16 protein-coding genes are annotated in these 14395 nt (G+C 75.1%); 6 read left to right on the top strand and 10 right to left on the bottom strand.

Translation table 11 applies throughout. The features are described 5' to 3' along the window. The first annotated feature begins 122 nt into the window (after positions 1-122). Positions 123-458, top strand: coding sequence for a hypothetical protein (locus tag SM611_RS25280; RefSeq protein WP_371952395.1), 336 nt, complete (start codon positions 123-125; stop codon positions 456-458). Between the two features lie 19 nt (positions 459-477). Next, positions 478-1653 (top strand): winged helix DNA-binding domain-containing protein, encoded by a 1176-nt coding sequence (locus tag SM611_RS25275; protein ID WP_371952394.1) that lies wholly within the window; start codon positions 478-480, stop codon positions 1651-1653. Between the two features lie 115 nt (positions 1654-1768). On the opposite strand, the gene SM611_RS25270 is transcribed toward SM611_RS25275, so the two are convergent. Continuing rightward, positions 1769-2383, bottom strand: a complete 615-nt coding sequence (locus SM611_RS25270) for a hypothetical protein (protein WP_371952393.1) — start codon at positions 2381-2383, stop codon at positions 1769-1771. A gap of 147 nt (positions 2384-2530) precedes the next feature. Here SM611_RS25270 and SM611_RS25265 point away from each other — a divergent pair, with 147 nt between their 5' ends. The 3 genes from SM611_RS25265 (at position 2531) to SM611_RS25255 (ending at position 6335) form a co-directional block, all read left to right on the top strand. Next, complete coding sequence (locus tag SM611_RS25265; protein ID WP_371952392.1) at positions 2531-3664, top strand: acyl-CoA dehydrogenase family protein; 1134 nt, start codon at positions 2531-2533, stop codon at positions 3662-3664. Then, positions 3664-4608 carry an acyl-CoA dehydrogenase family protein gene (locus SM611_RS25260; RefSeq protein WP_371952391.1) on the top strand — a complete coding sequence of 315 codons (945 nt, stop codon included), beginning with the start codon at positions 3664-3666 and terminating at the stop codon, positions 4606-4608. Before SM611_RS25265 ends, SM611_RS25260 begins: the two co-directional genes overlap by 1 nt. 62 nt (positions 4609-4670) lie before the next feature. After that, complete coding sequence (locus tag SM611_RS25255; RefSeq protein WP_371952390.1) at positions 4671-6335, top strand: CocE/NonD family hydrolase; 1665 nt, start codon at positions 4671-4673, stop codon at positions 6333-6335. On the opposite strand, the gene SM611_RS25250 is transcribed toward SM611_RS25255, so the two are convergent. From SM611_RS25250 to SM611_RS25210, 9 genes are all read right to left on the bottom strand, one after another. Beyond that, the gene (locus SM611_RS25250) at positions 6332-7177 is read right to left on the bottom strand and encodes an ATP-grasp domain-containing protein (RefSeq protein WP_371952389.1); all 846 of its coding nucleotides are present in this window, start codon (positions 7175-7177) and stop codon (positions 6332-6334) included. The two genes, SM611_RS25255 and SM611_RS25250, sit on opposite strands and share 4 nt — an antisense overlap. 51 nt (positions 7178-7228) lie before the next feature. Then, the gene (gene hisF, locus SM611_RS25245; RefSeq protein WP_371952388.1) at positions 7229-8005 is read right to left on the bottom strand and encodes an imidazole glycerol phosphate synthase subunit HisF; all 777 of its coding nucleotides are present in this window, start codon (positions 8003-8005) and stop codon (positions 7229-7231) included. Then, a complete protein-coding gene (priA, locus tag SM611_RS25240; protein ID WP_371952387.1) occupies positions 8002-8721 on the bottom strand; it encodes a bifunctional 1-(5-phosphoribosyl)-5-((5-phosphoribosylamino)methylideneamino)imidazole-4-carboxamide isomerase/phosphoribosylanthranilate isomerase PriA in 720 nt (239 codons plus the stop codon). The genes hisF and priA overlap by 4 nt, the downstream gene beginning before the upstream one ends. Positions 8722-8785: 64 nt before the next feature. Beyond that, on the bottom strand, positions 8786-9421 hold the full coding sequence (gene hisH, locus SM611_RS25235) for an imidazole glycerol phosphate synthase subunit HisH (RefSeq protein ID WP_371952423.1): 636 nt from the start codon (positions 9419-9421) through the stop codon (positions 8786-8788). Beyond that, positions 9418-9588, bottom strand: a complete 171-nt coding sequence (locus tag SM611_RS25230) for a CG2302 family histidine operon protein (protein ID WP_371952386.1) — start codon at positions 9586-9588, stop codon at positions 9418-9420. The genes hisH and SM611_RS25230 overlap by 4 nt, the downstream gene beginning before the upstream one ends. Positions 9589-9590: 2 nt before the next feature. Next, entirely contained in the window at positions 9591-10184 is a 594-nt protein-coding gene (hisB, locus tag SM611_RS25225; protein ID WP_371952385.1) for an imidazoleglycerol-phosphate dehydratase HisB, read from the bottom strand. Further along, entirely contained in the window at positions 10181-11329 is a 1149-nt protein-coding gene (locus SM611_RS25220; RefSeq protein ID WP_371952384.1) for a histidinol-phosphate transaminase, read from the bottom strand. Before SM611_RS25220 ends, hisB begins: the two co-directional genes overlap by 4 nt. Continuing rightward, positions 11326-12633: a histidinol dehydrogenase gene (gene hisD / locus SM611_RS25215; RefSeq protein WP_371952383.1), complete on the bottom strand. Its 1308-nt coding sequence runs from the start codon at positions 12631-12633 to the stop codon at positions 11326-11328. Before hisD ends, SM611_RS25220 begins: the two co-directional genes overlap by 4 nt. 65 nt (positions 12634-12698) lie before the next feature. After that, the gene (locus tag SM611_RS25210; protein ID WP_371952382.1) at positions 12699-13511 is read right to left on the bottom strand and encodes a PhzF family phenazine biosynthesis protein; all 813 of its coding nucleotides are present in this window, start codon (positions 13509-13511) and stop codon (positions 12699-12701) included. Between the two features lie 190 nt (positions 13512-13701). Between SM611_RS25210 and SM611_RS25205 the strand changes: the two genes are divergently transcribed. Beyond that, on the top strand, positions 13702-14364 hold the full coding sequence (locus SM611_RS25205) for an LON peptidase substrate-binding domain-containing protein (protein WP_371952381.1): 663 nt from the start codon (positions 13702-13704) through the stop codon (positions 14362-14364). The last annotated feature ends 31 nt before the right edge of the window (positions 14365-14395 follow it).

Genomic DNA, 14395 nt, shown 5'->3' with positions numbered 1-14395 from the left:
CAGCGAAGCACGGCGTCACCGGGGAGATCCAGCCGCGTCACCGTGCGGTACCACATTCGTCGCGGGCGGATCCGCCCGAGGGAGGGCACCGGCGGCCCGGCGGGGCCCATAGACTCCCCGGCATGACCTCCTTTCCCCTCCGGCGGAAGCTGGCCGTAGTCCCGTTCGCCCTGCTGCCGCTGGGCGCCCTGGCCGCGTGCGGCGGCGAGAACAGCAAGACCTCCTGCGACGTCAACTCCTGCACGGTGACCTTCGACCGCGGCGTGGACGCGAGCGCGTCCGTCCTCGGCGTGAAGGCCGAACTGGTGAAGGTCCAGGGCGAGATGGTGACGCTCAAGGTCGCCGGCCAGACGGTGACCGTGCCGGTGGGCGACGGCGAGCAGGCCGAAGGGTTCAACATCTCGGTCCAGTCGGTCACCCAGGACAATGTGGTGGTGAAGATCTCCAACGCCGGGTGATCCGGTCTAAACTTCGTACATGCGTTCGATTACCGCGGCGGAGCGCCGGGCCCGGCTCGCGCTCCGCCATCGGCTCGCCCCCCAGGCCAGGACCGGCGACGTCCTCGACATCGCGCGGTCCATGGTGGTGCTGCACGCGACCGATCCGGCCACGGTGTTCCTGTCGGTCGCGGCCCGCAGCACCGGCGCCGTCCCCGCGGCGGTGGAGCGGGCGCTGTACGACGACCGCACACTGCTGCGGATGCTCGCGATGCGCCGGACGATGTTCGTCGCGCCCACCGAGCTGGTGCCGGTGCTCCAGGCGTCCACGGCGAACGCGCTGGCGGCCAAGCAGCGCGCCGTCTACGCCCGGATCATCGAGCGCGGCAGCGACATCACCGACGCCGCGTCGTTCTTCGCCGAGGCCGAGGAGGCCGCGCACAAGGCGCTGCTGGCGCGCGGGGAGGCGACGGGCGCGCAGCTCGGCGCCGACGTCCCGCTGCTGCGGACGCAGGTCGACCCGGCGCCCGGCAAGTCCTACTCCCGTCCCACGAACGTCACCACCTGGATCCTCGTCACGCTCGGCTGCGAGGGGCGCATCGTGCGGGGGCGGCCGAACGGGTCGTGGATCAGCAGCCAGTACCGGTGGTCGCCCGTCGAGGCGTGGCTGCCCGGCGGCATCGCGGAGATCCCGGCCGCCGAGGCGCGCGCCGACCTGGTCCGCCGGTGGCTGCGCGCGTTCGGCCCCGCCCCGGTCACCGACATCAAATGGTGGACGGGCTGGAACGCCGGCGACGTCAAGAAGGCGCTCGCGCTCCTGGACGTCACCGAGGTCGACCTCGGCGGCGGCACCGGCGTCGTCCTGTCCGACGACCTGGAGCCCGCGCCCGCGGCCGAGCCGTGGGCGGCGCTGCTGCCCGCGCTCGACCCGACGCCGATGGGCTGGCGGGAGCGCGGCTGGTTCCTCGGCGGCCACGGCCCGGCGCTGTTCGACCGGAACGGCAACATCGGCCCGTCGGTCTGGTGGGACGGGCGGATCGTCGGCGGCTGGGCGCAGCGCCCGGACGGGGAGATCGCCGTCCGCGTCCTGGAGGACGTCGGCGCCGACGCCGAGGCCGCGATCGAGCGGGAGGCGGCCCGCATGGCGGACTGGTACGGCGACGTGCGCGCCGTCCCGCGCTTCCGCACCCCGCTGGAGCGCGAACTCACGTCCTGACCGGCCGGCCGCTCGGCCGGCCCGGCGGTGGGCCGCCGTGCCTGGTTCGCGCCGAGCGCCTGCCGCCACGTCGTCCGGTCGACGATCCTCAGGGTGCCGTACAGCGTCGGGGTTCTCAGTGGCCGGACGGGGCCGCTGCGGCGCGCCGCCTGGCGGCGCCGCGGCGCAGGAAGGTGACCGCGAAGCTGAGGACCGCGAGCCCGCCGAGCCCGGCGGCGGTGAGGAAGGCGAAGCCCAGGTACTCGTCGACGGTGTCGTCCGGCGCCACCAGGATGGGGCCGTCGGTGCCCCGGCAGGTCAGCCGCGCCGTCCCGGACACCGGCGCGTGGAACGTGGCCGTGTACCGGTAGGCGGGGCGCTCGGACGCGCTCCAGGAGTTCTTCCGCGTCAGCCGGACGGGCCCGGACCGCGCGCCCACCTGGACCCCGCACGCGTAGGGCGAGGTGCCGCCGGCGCGGACGTAGAGGAAGTAGCCGTACCCCTCCGACAGCCGGACCCGCACCCCCGCGACCGGGTCGCCGGACGCCGCCGCGCCGTCCGCGACCCGGGAGTCGTCCCACAGCAGCGCGAACAGGGTCGAGAAGCCCACCACGGCCGCGAACACCAGGGCGACGGGCAGCGCGTACCAGCCCGCGCCCGGCAGGACGCGCCGCTCCGGGACGGGGGAGGGCGCCACCCTGCCCGGCTCCATGGGCGGCGGTCCGAGCGGCGGGTTCGACCCGGGCCACATGTCGTGTTCTCTCCCTGAGGTCGCGGTGTAAGAGGGCAACGATTCCAGAGAAGTCCGCCGCCCGCCAAGGACGGGCCCGGGTAAGGGCCCGCTGACCGGCGTCCGGGGGCACGTCGGTAACGTCGCCCTGAGACCGAGGAGGCGCACGTGGTCACACCGTCCGAGCTGGAGCCGGGAACGTTCCCGCCGCAGGCCGCCGAGTTGCGGGCGCGGGTCCGCGAGTTCCTGGCGGAGACGCCGTTCACGGCCCGCTGCGACAGCTGGCTCACCGGCGCGGACCCCGCGTTCAGCCGGCGGCTCGGCGAGCGCGGCTGGCTCGGCATGACGCTGCCGGAGCGGTACGGCGGGCACGGGCGCTCGCCGCTGGAGCGGTTCGTCGTGATCGAGGAGCTGCTGGCCGCCGGGGCGCCGGTGGGCGCGCACTGGATCGCGGACCGGCAGACGGGGCCGGGCATCCTCGCCAACGGCACCGAGGAGCAGAAGACGCGGTTCCTGCCGGCGATCGCGCGCGGCGAGTGCTTCTTCGCGATCGGGATGAGCGAGCCGGACTCCGGGTCGGACCTGGCGTCCGTCCGCACCCGCGCCGACCGCGCCGACGGCGGCTGGCGCCTGCACGGCACCAAGGTGTGGACGAGCGGCGCCCACATCGCCCACGCGATCCTGGTGCTGGCCCGCACCGGGCCGAGGTCGGACGACCGGCACGCGGGGCTGACCCAGTTCATCGTCCCGCTGCCGGACGAGCGGGTGGCGGTCCGGCCGATCCGGGGCCTGTCCGGCGAGCACCACTTCAACGAGGTGGTGTTCGACGGCGCGTTCGTCCCGGACGCGATGGTGCTCGGCCGCCCCGGGGACGGCTGGCGGCAGGTCACCGCCGAGCTGGCCTACGAGCGCAGCGGCCCGGAGCGGCTGCTCAGCACGTTCATGCTGATCCGGCTGCTGCACGGCCGGGCGGACGGCCCGGCGGCGCGGCGCGCGCTCGGCCGGCTGACCGGGCGGCTGTGGTCGCTGCGGCAGGCGTCCCTGGCGGTCGCCGGCGCGCTCGACGCCGGGCAGGCCCCCGATGTGCCCGCGGCGCTGGTCAAGGACCTCGGGACGCGGTTCGAGCGCGAGGTCATCGAGGTCGTGCGGGAGCACGCGGGCGTGGAGCCCGACCTCGCCTCCCCCGACCCGCTGGCCCGCGCGCTGGCGGAGTCCGTCGTCCAGGCGCCCGGGTTCACGCTGCGGGGCGGCACCAACGAGATCCTGCGCGGCATCGTCGCGCGCGGCCTGGGAGTGCGCTGATGGAACTGCTGGAAGAGACCGCGAACGACGTCCTGGCGCGGGACGAGCCGTGGGCGGCGCTGGCCGAGTCGGGGCTCGCGCTGGTCGGTGTGCCGGAGGAGGCGGGCGGCAGCGGCGGGAGCCTCGCCGACGCCGCCGTCGTCCTGCGCGCCGCCGGGCGCCGCGCCGTCTCCGTCCCGCTCGCCGAGACGGGGTGGCTCGCCGGGCGGCTCCTCGCCGAGGCCGGGCTGCCGGTCCCGTCCGGGGTGCTCACCGCCGCGTCCGGCGAGGCCGGGATCGACGGGCGGACCGTGCGCGGCACGCTGCGGCGCGTCCCCTGGGGCCGCTCCGCGCACCGGATCGTCGTCGTGGCGGACGGGGCCGTCGCGGTCGTCGACCCGGCGCGCGCGCAGATCACCGAGGGGGCGAACGTGGCGGGCGAGCCCCGCGACGACGTCGTGCTGTCCGGGGTCGAGGCGGAGGCCGTGGCGCCGTGCGCGGTGGACGCGGCCGAGCTGCGGCGGCGCGGGGCGCTGGCGCGGGCCGTGCAGCTGACCGGGGCGATGGGGCGGGCGCTGGACCTGTCCGTCCGGTACGCGCGCGAGCGGGAGCAGTTCGGGCGTCCGCTCGGGCGATTCCAGGCCGTCCAGCAGATGCTCGCCGAACTCGCCGGGGAGGCCGCCGTCGCGGACGTCGCGGCGCGCGCCGCCGTCCGCGCCCCGGACGACCCGGCCGCGGTGGCCGCCGCCAAGGCGAACGCCTCGCGCGCGGCGGGCACGGTCGCGGCGATCGCGCACCAGGTGCACGGCGCGCTCGGGGTCACCGAGGAGCACGTCCTGCGGCAGGTCACGCTGCGGTTGTGGTCATGGCGGGACGAATACGGAAACGAGACGGCATGGGCGGATGAACTGGGCGCCGCGGTCGCCGCCGCACCCGACCCGTGGGCGTTCATCACCGGCCCCTGACGATTGCGGCGCCCGTCCGCGGTTACCGTGCTTGGTAGTGGACGACCTGACGCGGAGGCGGCATGGCTCTTGGGCTCCCTCGCCACCGAGGGCTGACGCGCTACACCGTCGAGCGCGACCTGCCGGTGGTCATGCCGGACGGGGTCGCGCTGCTCGCCGACCGGTACGTCCCCACCGGCGTCGAGCGCCCGCCCACCATCCTGGTGCGGACCCCCTACGGCCGCCGCGGGCCCGCCGCCCTGGCCAACGGGCTGCCGTTCGTCCCGTTCGGCTTCCAGCTGGTCGTGCAGAGCGCGCGCGGGACGTCCGGCTCCGGCGGCGAGTTCGACCCGCTCGGCAGCGAGCGCGACGACGGGCTCGCCACCGTCGAATGGCTGAAGCGGCAGCCCTGGTTCCACGGCGCGTTCGCCATGTTCGGCCCCAGCTACCTCGGCTACTCGGCGTGGGCGATCGCGGCCGAGGCCGGGCCCGAGCTGAAGGCGATGTCGCTGCAGATCACCGCGTCCTCGTTCCGCGACGCCGCCTACGTGGGCGGGTCGTTCGCCCTGGAGTCGGCGCTGACCTGGACCGACCTCACGCACCGGCAGCGGCGCCCGCTCGGCATGCTGACCGCGCCGCTGACGTCCCGGCGCCGCGCCGTCCGCGCCGCCCGGTCCGGCCGCCCCCTCGCCGAGCTGGACGTGCTGGCCGGCGGCGCGCCGATGCGCTTCTACCAGGACCTCCTCGCCAACCACGCCGTCCCGCACGGCTACTGGGACCGCCGCGACTTCAGCGGCACCGTCGGCAGGGTCGCCGCGCCCGTCAGCCTCCTCGGCGGCTGGTACGACGTGTTCCTGCCGTGGCAGATCAGGGACTACCTGGCGCTGCGCTCCGCAGGGCACGCCCCGTACCTGACCATCGGGCCCTGGTGGCACACCGACGCCCGGCACGGCCTGCCGGGCATCCGCGAGTCGCTCGCCTGGTTCCGCGCCCACCTGCGGGGCGACCCGTCCGGGCTGCGCCCCGACCCCGTCCGCCTCTACGTCACCGGCGCCCGCGAGTGGCGGCACTACCGCGACTGGCCGCCGCCCGGCGGCCGGCAGGTGCGCTGGCACCTGCACGCCGGCCGCGGCCTCGGTGAGGACGGCCCGCAGGACCACCCACCGAGCGCCTACACCTTCGACCCGGCCGACCCGACGCCCGCGCTCGGCGGCCCCACCCTCCTCGGCAGCTCCCGCCCCGTCGACAACCGCCCGCTGGAGCGGCGCCCGGACGTCCTGGCGTTCACCTCCCCCGCCCTCGCCGCCGACCTGGAGGTCATCGGCCCGGTCGGCGCCGACCTGTTCGTCCGCTCCGACCGCGAGCACACCGACTTCGTCGTCCGGCTCTGCGACGTCGCCCCGGACGGGACGTCCCGCAACGTCTGCGAGGGCGGCCTCCGCCTGCCCTCCACCGCCGAGAAGCCCGTCGGCACGGACGGCGTCCGCCGCATCGCCGTCGACCTGTGGCCCGCCGGCCACCGCTTCGCGCGCGGCCACCGGATCCGCGTCCACGTCACCAGCGGAGCCCACCCCAAGGTCGCCGCGAACCCCGGCACCGGCGAACCCCTCGCCACGGCCGCGACCCGCATGCTCAAGGCCCGCCAGGAGGTCTTCCACGACCCCGACCACCCGTCCGCGATCATCCTTCCGATCGCCGGGCGCTCCCCGGAGACCGCCGTCCCGGCGCCCGAGGAGGACCCGGCCTAGAGCCGGGCGGCGATCGCCTCGGCGAAGCGGCCGGCGCTGCCGGGGCCGTGCTGCAGGTAGAGGTTCGGCTCGGTGAGCTCGAGTTCGATGATGAGCGGCGCGCCGTCCGGGCCCGGGACGAGGTCGACGCGGGCGTAGAGGAGGTCGCCGCCGCCCGGGACGGCGGCCAGGGCGCGTTCCGCGACGTCCAGTTCCGCGCCGGTCGCCGTGGCGGCCGTGACCCGGCCACGCGCCGAGTCGCCGCGGACGGGGCCCTCGATCCCCGCGCCGGCGGTGAGGATGCGGGCCTTGCGCCCGGCGTGGCTGAACTCGCCGTCGCAGAAGACCAGGGCCGTCTCGCCGGCGGTGTCGACCGCGGACAGGTACGGCTGGACCATCGCCGTGCGGCCCGCCTCGCGCAGGGAGCGCAGGTGGGCGCGGGCCGCGTCCTCCTCGCCGGGGCCCCAGCGGGCCGTGTCGCCGGAGCCGATGGACACGGCCGGCTTGATCACGTACTCCGGCCACCCGGCCGGGATGTCGTCGGGGTCCCAGAGGGTCGGGACGACGGGCAGGCCGGCGGCGGCGAGGTCGCGGAGGTAGCGCTTGTCGGTGTTCCACCGGATGATCCCGGCGGGGTTCAGGACGCGCGGCAGGCTCTGCGCCCACGCCGTGAACGCCTCGCGCCGGGACGTGTAGTCCCAGGTGGAGCGGACGACGACCAGGTCGTAGGCCGGCCAGTCGGCGTCGCCGTCCCAGACCACGGGCTCGGCGCCGACGCCCAGCGCGGCGCAGGCGGCGATCAGGGCCTGGACGTCGTCGCTCCCCTCGGGCAGCAGCGAGCACGTCGCGAACGCGACGGTCATGCCGGGGTCACGTCAGGGGTCATGTGGGGGGTCATGTGGGGGGTTCCCTCTTCAGCGGACGGGGTTGCCGGCCTCGCGCAGCGCGGCCTTGACCTCGGAGATCTTCAGCTCCCCGAAGTGGAAGACGCTGGCGGCGAGGACGGCGTCCGCGCCCGCGTCCACCGCGGGCGCGAAGTGCTCCACGGCCCCGGCGCCGCCGCTGGCGATCACCGGCACCGTCACGGTCTCCCGGACGCGGCGGAGCATCTCCAGGTCGAAGCCCGCCTTGGTGCCGTCGGCGTCCATCGAGTTCAGCAGGATCTCCCCGACGCCGAGCTCCTCGCCGCGGCGCGCCCACTCGATCGCGTCGATGCCGGTCCCCTTGCGGCCGCCGTGCGTGGTGACCTCGAAGCCGGACCCGGTGCCCGGCCCGCCGGGCTCCACGACCCGCCGGGCGTCCACCGACAGGACGACGCACTGCGAGCCGAACCGGTGCGCGGCCTCCCGCAGGAACTCCGGCCGCGCGATCGCGGCCGTGTTGATCGAGACCTTGTCGGCGCCCGCGCGCAGCAGCCGGTCGACGTCCTCGACGGTGCGGATCCCGCCGCCGACGGTCAGCGGGATGAACACCTGCTCGGCGGTGCGGCGCACCACGTCGTAGGTGGTGGAGCGGTCGCCGCTGGACGCGGTGATGTCGAGGAACGTCAGCTCGTCGGCGCCCTCGGCGTCGTAGCGGCGTGCCAGCTCCACCGGGTCGCCGGCGTCCCGCAGGTTCTGGAACTTGACGCCCTTGACCACGCGCCCGGCGTCGACGTCCAGGCACGGGATGACCCGCACGGCCACGGTCACTTCACGGCCTCCAGCGCCTCTTCCAGCGTGAACGCCTGCGCGTACAGGGCCTTGCCGACGATCGCGCCCTCGACGCCGTCCGGCACGAGGCCCGCCAGCGCCCGCAGGTCGTCGAGCGAGGACACGCCGCCGGACGCGACGACGGGCTTGTCGGTCTTCGCGCAGACCTCGCGGAGCAGCCCGGTGTTGGGGCCGCGCAGCGTCCCGTCCTTGGTGACGTCGGTGACGACGTAGCGGGGGCAGCCGTCGTCCTCCAGCCGGGCGAGGACCTCCCACAGGTCGCCGCCCTCCCGCGTCCAGCCGCGCGCGGCCAGGGTCGTGCCCCGCACGTCCAGCCCCACCGCGATCCTGTCGCCGTGCGAGGCGATGATCTTGCGGCACCAGGCGGGGTCCTCCAGGGCGGCGGTGCCGATGTTGACGCGGGCGCACCCGGTGGACAGCGCCGCCTCCAGCGAGGCGTCGTCGCGGATGCCGCCGGACAGCTCCACCTTCACGTCCAACCGCCCGGTCACCTCGGCGAGCAGCTCCCGGTTGGAGCCGCGCCCGAACGCCGCGTCGAGGTCGACGAGATGGATCCACTCCGCCCCCGCCCGCTGCCAGGCGAGCGCCGCGTCGAGGGGGGCGCCGTAGGAGGTCTCGGTGCCGGCCTCGCCCTGCACCAGGCGGACCGCCCGGCCGTCGGCGACGTCGACCGCGGGAAGGAGCGTCAAAGTCATGCGGAAACCCTATCGAGGCAGATGGGACGGGTGATCAGGCGAATCTCTCAGGCGAGCGTGTCTCTCAGGCCAGCGTGCCGAGCCAGTTGCGCAGGAGATGGGCGCCGGCGTCGCCGGACTTCTCCGGGTGGAACTGGGTGGCGCACAGCGGGCCGTTCTCGACGGCGGCGACGAAGCGGTCGCCGTGCTCGGCCCAGGTGACCAGCGGCGGCTGGATGGTGCCGGTCGGGTCGGGCTCCAGGTCCCAGCTGCGCGCGGCGTAGGAGTGGACGAAGTAGAACCGCGCGTCCGCCAGGCCGGCGAAGAGGGCCGAGCCCTCGGGGACGTCGACCGTGTTCCAGCCCATGTGCGGGACGACCGGCGCGTTCAGCCGGTCGACCGTGCCCGGCCACTCGCCGCAGCCCTCGGTGGTCACGCCGTGCTCGATGCCCTTGGCGAACAGGATCTGCATGCCGACGCAGATGCCGAGGACGGGGCGGCCGCCCGCGAGGCGGCGGCCGATGATCTGGTCGCCGCGGACCGCGCGCAGGCCCGCCATGCAGGCGGCGAACGCGCCGACGCCGGGAACGACCAGGCCGTCGGCGTTCAGCGCGGCGTCCCAGTCGGCGGTGACGGTCACGTCGGCGCCGGCGCGGGCCACGGCGCGCTCGGCCGAGCGCAGGTTGCCCGAGCCGTAGTCGAGGACGACGATCCGCGTCACAGCCACATCACTCCCCCGGCGAAGGCGAGCCCGGCGAGGACGAGCAGGATCAGCGCACCGATCTTGATGCCCTGCTTGACGAAGCTGTAGACGCCGGCCAGCAGGAACACCGCGACCGCGAAGACCGCGACGTTGCCGTAGGTGAAGTGCAGGTCACCGATGTCCACGGCTACAGGGCCCCCTTGGTGGACGGGATGCCGTGCACCTTCGGGTCGAACGCCACCGCGTCGCGCAGCGCGCGGGCGAGCGCCTTGAACTGCGCCTCGACGATGTGGTGCGCGTTCCGCCCGTACGGGACGTGGACGTGCAGCGCGACCTGCGCGTTCGACACGAACGACTCGAAGATGTGCCGGGTCATCGTGGTGTCGTACTCGGGGCCGATCATGGGCGCCATGCCGTCCGGCTCGACGTGCACCAGGTAGGGGCGGCCGGAGACGTCGACCGTGACCTGCGCGAGCGCCTCGTCGAGCGGAATCGACGCGTCGGCGAAGCGGCGGATGCCGGCCTTGTCGCCGAGCGCCTCGCGGAACGCCCGGCCGAGCGCGATGGAGGTGTCCTCGATCGTGTGGTGGCTGTCGATGTGCAGGTCGCCGGAGGTCTTGACGGTCAGGTCGAACGACCCGTGCTTGCCGAGCTGGGCCAGCATGTGGTCGAAGAACCCCACGCCGGTCGCGACATCGACCTGCCCGGTCCCGTCGAGGTCGATCTCGACGAGGACCTGGGTCTCCCTGGTCCCGCGCTCGACTCGTCCCTTGCGCGTCACAGACTCTCCTCACTGTTCCCGGCGAAGCCGGCCGGGGGCGTGCGGGGGGTCGTCCCCCCTCGGACTTGCTGGAGTGCGGTGCGGAAGGCGGCCATCTCCCCGGGGGTGCCGACGCTGACCCGCAGCCACTCGGGCGGTCCCACCTCCCGGATCAGCACGCCCCGTCCGAGCAGGCCCTCCCAGACCTTCCGGCGGTCCGGGAACGTCCCGAACAGGACGAAGTTGGCGTCGGAGTCGGCCACCCGGAACCCCTCGGCGCGCAGCCATCCGACGACCGCGTCGCGCTCGCGGCGCAGGGCCTCGACGCCGCCGAGCAGCTCCTCGCCGTGGGCGAGGGCGGTGCGGGCGACGGCCTGGGTGACGGCCGACAGGTGGTACGGCAGCCGGACGAGCAGCAGCGCCTCGATCACGGCCGGGTCGGCGGCCAGGTAGCCGAGCCGGGCGCCGGCCATGGCGAACGCCTTGGACATCGTCCGGGTGACGATCAGCCGCGGGTGGCCGTCCAGCAGCGTCAGCGCGGACGGCGTCCCGGCGCGGCGGAACTCCGCGTACGCCTCGTCGACGACGACCACGCCCGGCGCCGCCGCCAGCACCGCCTTGATCGCGTCGAGGGGCAGCGCGGTGCCGGTCGGGTTGTTCGGCGAGGTGAGGAACACGACGTCGGGGCGGTGCTCCTCGACCGCCGCGACGGCGCGCTCGGGTTCGAGGCCGAAGTCCTCGTCGCGGAAGGCGTTCACCCAGCGCGTCCCGGACACGGCGGTGATGATCGGGTGCATCGAGTAGGACGGCTCGAAGCCGAGCGCGGTGCGGCCCGGCCCGCCGAACGCCTGCAGGATCTGCTGGATGATCTCGTTGGAGCCGTTCGCCGCCCACACCCGCTCGACGGTGAGGCCCGCGGCGGGCGTGTCGGTGTTCAGGAACGCGGCGAGGTCGGCGCGGAGCGCGACGGCGTCGCGGTCGGGGTAGCGGTTCAGCGTCCCGGCGACGCCCATGGCGGCCTCGCCGATGGCCTTCACGAGCCGCTCGGACGGCGGGTACGGGTTCTCGTTGGTGTTCAGCGCGTACGGGACGTCGAGCTGCGGCGCGCCGTAGGGCTCCCGGCCGCGCAGGTCGTCCCGCAGCGGCAGGTCGTTCAGCGAGGTCACGAGGGGATCCCCCAGTCGAAGCGGGCCTTGAGGGCGGCGCCGTGCGCGGGCAGGTCCTCGGCCTCGGCGAGCGCGACCACGCGCCCGGTGGCCGCGGCGAGGGCGTCCCGGTCGTACTCGACGACGTGGACGCCGCGCAGGAACGACTGCACCGACAGCCCGGACGAGTGGCAGGCGCACCCGCCGGTCGGCAGGACGTGGTTGGACCCGGCGAGGTAGTCGCCGAGCGACACCGGCGCGTGCGGGCCCACGAAGATCGCCCCGGCGTTGCGGACGCGCGCGGCGACCGCCGCCGCGTCGGCGGTCTGGATCTCCAGGTGCTCGGCGGCGTAGGCGTCGACGACCCGCAGGCCGTCCTCCACGCCGTCCACGAGGACGATGCCGGACTGCCGCCCGGCGAGCGCCTCGGTGATCCGCTCGGCGTGCCTGGTGCGGGCGACCTGCGCCTTCAGCTCGGCCTCGACCTCGTCGGCGAGCCGGGCCGAGTCGGTGACGAGGACGGCGGCGGCGAGCGTGTCGTGCTCGGCCTGGCTGATCAGGTCGGCGGCGACGTCGACCGGGCTCGCGGTGGCGTCGGCGAGGATCGCGATCTCGGTCGGGCCGGCCTCGGCGTCGATGCCGATCACGCCCTTGAGCAGCCGCTTCGCCGCGGCGACGTACACGTTGCCGGGCCCGGTGACCAGGTCGGCGCGGGGGCATTCGGCGGTGCCGTAGGCGAACATCGCGATCGCCTGCGCGCCGCCGGCGGCGTGCACCTCGTCCACGCCGAGGAGCGCGCACGCGGCCAGGATCGTCGGGTGCGGCAGGCCGCCGAAGTCGCGCTGCGCGGGCGAGGTCACGGCGAGCGAGCCGACCCCCGCCTCCTGCGCCGGGACGACGTTCATGACCACGCTGGACGGGTACACGGCGCGCCCGCCCGGCACGTACAGGCCGACGCGCCCGACCGGGATCCACTTCTCGGTCACGGTGCCGCCCGGCACGACCTGCGTCGTCACGTCGGTGCGGCGCTGCGCGCGGTGCACGGCGCGGGCGCGGCGGATGCTCTCCTCCAGCGCGTCCCGGACGGCGGGGTCGAGGTCGGCGAGGGCCTGGTGGACGGCCTGCACCGGCACCCGCGTGCTCTCCAGGTCGACGCCGTCGAACGCCTTCGTGTGCTCCCGTACCGCGTCCGAGCCGCGATGGCGCACGTCCTCGCAGATGGGCCGCACCTTGTCCAGGGCGGCCTCGACGTCGAGTTCGGCGCGGGGCAGCACGGAGCGCAGGTCGCCGGGGAGCGAACCGCGCAGGTCGATACGGGAGATCACGCGTCCAGTCTACGGAGTGCCCCCGGCCCCTCGCGCATCGTCTCACCTCCCGAGACGCTCGCGCGTCAGGTGGTGAAGGCGCCGTCCAGCACGGTGCGGGCCGTGCCGGACAGGGCCACGCGGTCGCCGCGCAGGGCGGTGCCGACGCGTCCGCCGCGCGCCGACGCCTGGTAGCCGGTCAGCGTGTCGCGGCCGAGGCGCCCGGCCCAGTAGGGGGCGAGGGCGGTGTGCGCGGAGCCGGTCACCGGGTCCTCGGCGTCGCCGGGCAGGACGCGCGGGGCGAAGAACCGGGACACGAAGTCGTAGTCGCGGCCGGGGCCGGCCGCCGCCGTGACGATCACGCCGCGCGCGTCGATCCGGCCGAGCGCCGCGATGTCGGGGGCGGCCGCGCGGACGGCCGCCTCGTCCGCGACCTCCGCGAGCAGGTCGTTCTGGACGTTGCGGCCGGCGCGGAGCACCTCCGTGCCGAGCGCGGCGGCGAGCCCGCCGGGGACCTCGGCCGGCTCGGCCGGGCAGGCCGGGAAGTCCATGGACAGCGACCCGCCGTCCTCGCGGGTGACGGTGAGGACGCCGCTCTTCAGCGTCCGGAACCGGATCGGGCGGTCCGGCGCGACCGTCCCGGTCTCGTAGAGGGCGTGGGCGGAGCCGAGGGTGGCGTGCCCGCAGAGGGCGACCTCCGTCACGGGGGTGAACCAGCGCAGCTCGTAGTCCGCGCCCGGCTCGTCGACGGGACGCACGAACGCCGTCTCCGAATGCTTCATCTCAGCGGCGACGCGCTGCATCCAATCCGGGTCGGCGGCGTCCTGGAGCAGGCAGACGCCGGCCGGGTTGCCGGTGAACGGGCGGTCGGCGAAGGCGTTGACGACGAGCATCCTCATGGCGCCGACGCTACCGGCCGCCCACCGGCCCGGCTCAGGGCCAATCACCGGAAAGTGGCCCGCCGCCCCGGCCGCGATGACTCCGGCTTCACAGTGTGAAAAATCCACCCTTACCAAGATCATCGATATCGACGTACCCTGGCGGCGAGGGCGTCTTCCCGGCGGCGCCCAGGAGCGCGGGAGTGAGAGTGTGACCGAGCGGCTCGCCCTGTTCCCCCTGGGCACCGTGCTGTTCCCGGGGCTGGTCCTCCCCCTGCACCTGTTCGAGGACCGCTACCGCCGGCTGATCGGCGACCTGCTCGAACGGCCCGAGCCGCGCGGGTTCGGCGTCGTCGGCATCCAGCTCGGCCACGAGGTCGGCGAGGGTGCCGCGCACCGGCTGGCCGAGGTCGGCTGCGTCGCCGAGCTGCGCGAGGTGTCCCCGCACCCGGACGGCCGGTTCGACGTCGTGACGGTCGGGGCCCGGCGGTTCCGGGTCAAGGAGCTGGACAGGTCCCGGCCCTACCTGCAGGGCGAGGTCGAGTTCCTGCCGGAGGAGGCCGGGGCCGACCCGGGCCCGATGGCGGCGCGGGTCCGGCGGCTGTTCCGGGTGTACCGGCACCGGCTCGGCGCCGCCGGCGCGGGCGCGTTCGAGGACGTCGCGGCACCGGACGACCCGGTCGCGCTGTCCTACCTGATCGCGGCGTCGCTCGTCCTGGACGGGCACGACAAGCAGCGGCTGCTGGAGTGCGAGGACGCGGCGCTGCGGCTGGCCGCCGAGCGGGACCTGCTGGCCCGGGAGAACCGCATCCTGACCATGCTGCCGATGATCCCCGCCGGGCAGTTCCTGGACGGCTCGTTCGCGCCGAACTGAGCACCGCCCGGACCGAGCACCGCCCCAACCG

Origin of the sequence: Actinomadura monticuli (genome assembly GCF_041463655.1) — a bacterium.
In the GTDB taxonomy this organism is placed as follows: domain Bacteria; phylum Actinomycetota; class Actinomycetes; order Streptosporangiales; family Streptosporangiaceae; genus Spirillospora; species Spirillospora monticuli.
The sequence above is the reverse complement of the archived record's forward strand: the minus strand, read 5'-3'. Positions and strand labels throughout refer to the sequence as shown.

Coding starts and splice junctions, on each gene's coding strand:
- SM611_RS25210 (WP_371952382.1), bottom strand. CDS start 13,511: ATGAGGATGCTCGTCGTCAACGCCTTCGCCGACCGCCCGTTCACCGGC.
- SM611_RS25280 (WP_371952395.1), top strand. CDS start 123: ATGACCTCCTTTCCCCTCCGGCGGAAGCTGGCCGTAGTCCCGTTCGCC.
- SM611_RS25250 (WP_371952389.1), bottom strand. CDS start 7,177: ATGACCGTCGCGTTCGCGACGTGCTCGCTGCTGCCCGAGGGGAGCGAC.
- SM611_RS25270 (WP_371952393.1), bottom strand. CDS start 2,383: ATGTGGCCCGGGTCGAACCCGCCGCTCGGACCGCCGCCCATGGAGCCG.
- SM611_RS25275 (WP_371952394.1), top strand. CDS start 478: ATGCGTTCGATTACCGCGGCGGAGCGCCGGGCCCGGCTCGCGCTCCGC.
- SM611_RS25255 (WP_371952390.1), top strand. CDS start 4,671: ATGGCTCTTGGGCTCCCTCGCCACCGAGGGCTGACGCGCTACACCGTC.
- priA (WP_371952387.1), bottom strand. CDS start 8,721: ATGACTTTGACGCTCCTTCCCGCGGTCGACGTCGCCGACGGCCGGGCG.
- SM611_RS25260 (WP_371952391.1), top strand. CDS start 3,664: ATGGAACTGCTGGAAGAGACCGCGAACGACGTCCTGGCGCGGGACGAG.